Below are 1,088 nucleotides of genomic sequence, written 5' to 3'. Positions count from 1 at the left end.
TGTACCCGGTTAAGACGTTGGTGTCAGTCGGCTGATTGGGGGTTGGCCTCCGATGGCTGTGTGGCGACGTTGATTGTTGTAGTGATCAAGCCAGGGGGCAAGGGCGGCGCAGCGGGCGTCGTTTGTCGCGAAGATTTCTCGGTAGGCCCATTCGGTCTGCAAGGTGCGGTTATAGCGCTCGACCTTTCCGTTCTGCCAAGGACAGTGTGGCTTGATGAACACGTGCTTGGCGCCCAAGGCGGCGATGACGGCGGCAACGTCGTTGGAGCGGCGGTAACTGAAGTGATTGTCGGTGATGACCCGTTCGATGATGGGGATGCCGTGGGCGGCGAAGTACTCGGCAGCACGGGTCAGAAACGCCCCGCAGGTCGCTCCTTTTTCATCGGGCAGGATCTCTGAATAGGCCAGTCGAGAGTGATCGTCGACGACGGAGTGCACGTAATCGAACCCCACCGGCGCTTTCTTCTGTGCGCTGGTCTTGCCCATCTGTCTGCCATGCGCTTTCCAGCCGCCACCGTGGCGAATTCGACCAATCTTTTTGACGTCCATATGGATCAGTTCGCCAGGACGTGCTCGTTCGTAGCGCACCGCAGTGGTCTTGGATGCTCGGATCACCGCGCCGGTCAGGGGATCACACTCGCGCAGATAGGGCACCTGGTGACGGCGCAGAATCGCAGACACGGTGCGGGCCGGCAGACCCAACTCGGCGCCGATCCAGTCCTGGCCCCGGCGCGCCTTATGGCGTAGCTCGACCACCGCGGCCTCGATGGCCGGGGCCGTGCGGCGCGGGCATCGCAAAGGGCGCGAGGATCGATCAACCAATCCCACAACGCCCTCTTCGCGAAACCGGCGCACCCACCGATGAGCGCACTGACGCGACACCCCGAGCTCAGCCGCGACATGAGCAACGGGACGCCCACCAGCGATAACTCGTTCAACGAGCAACGCACGGCCATGAACGGTCAAACGGGCATTAGCGTGACACAAGAGGACCTCCGAGTGAGAGCAGAGACGTCAGACATCTCCACTAAGCCCGGAGGTCCTCCCTTCTCACAGTCAAACCGTCAACAACGTTCGAGCCGGGTACA

1 protein-coding gene is annotated in these 1,088 nt (G+C 61.9%); it reads right to left on the bottom strand.

Features of this window, described 5'->3' with window-relative positions; translation table 11 throughout:
* Positions 1 to 9: 9 nt before the first annotated feature.
* A complete protein-coding gene (locus A5692_RS02835) occupies positions 10 to 987 on the bottom strand; it encodes an IS481 family transposase (RefSeq protein ID WP_068051803.1) in 978 nt (325 codons plus the stop codon).
* Between the last annotated feature and the right edge of the window lie 101 nt (positions 988 to 1,088).

The sequence above is a fragment of the Mycobacterium sp. E342 genome (assembly GCF_001667665.1).
GTDB lineage: Bacteria > Actinomycetota > Actinomycetes > Mycobacteriales > Mycobacteriaceae > Mycobacterium.
The sequence above is the reverse complement of the archived record's forward strand: the minus strand, read 5'-3'. Positions and strand labels throughout refer to the sequence as shown.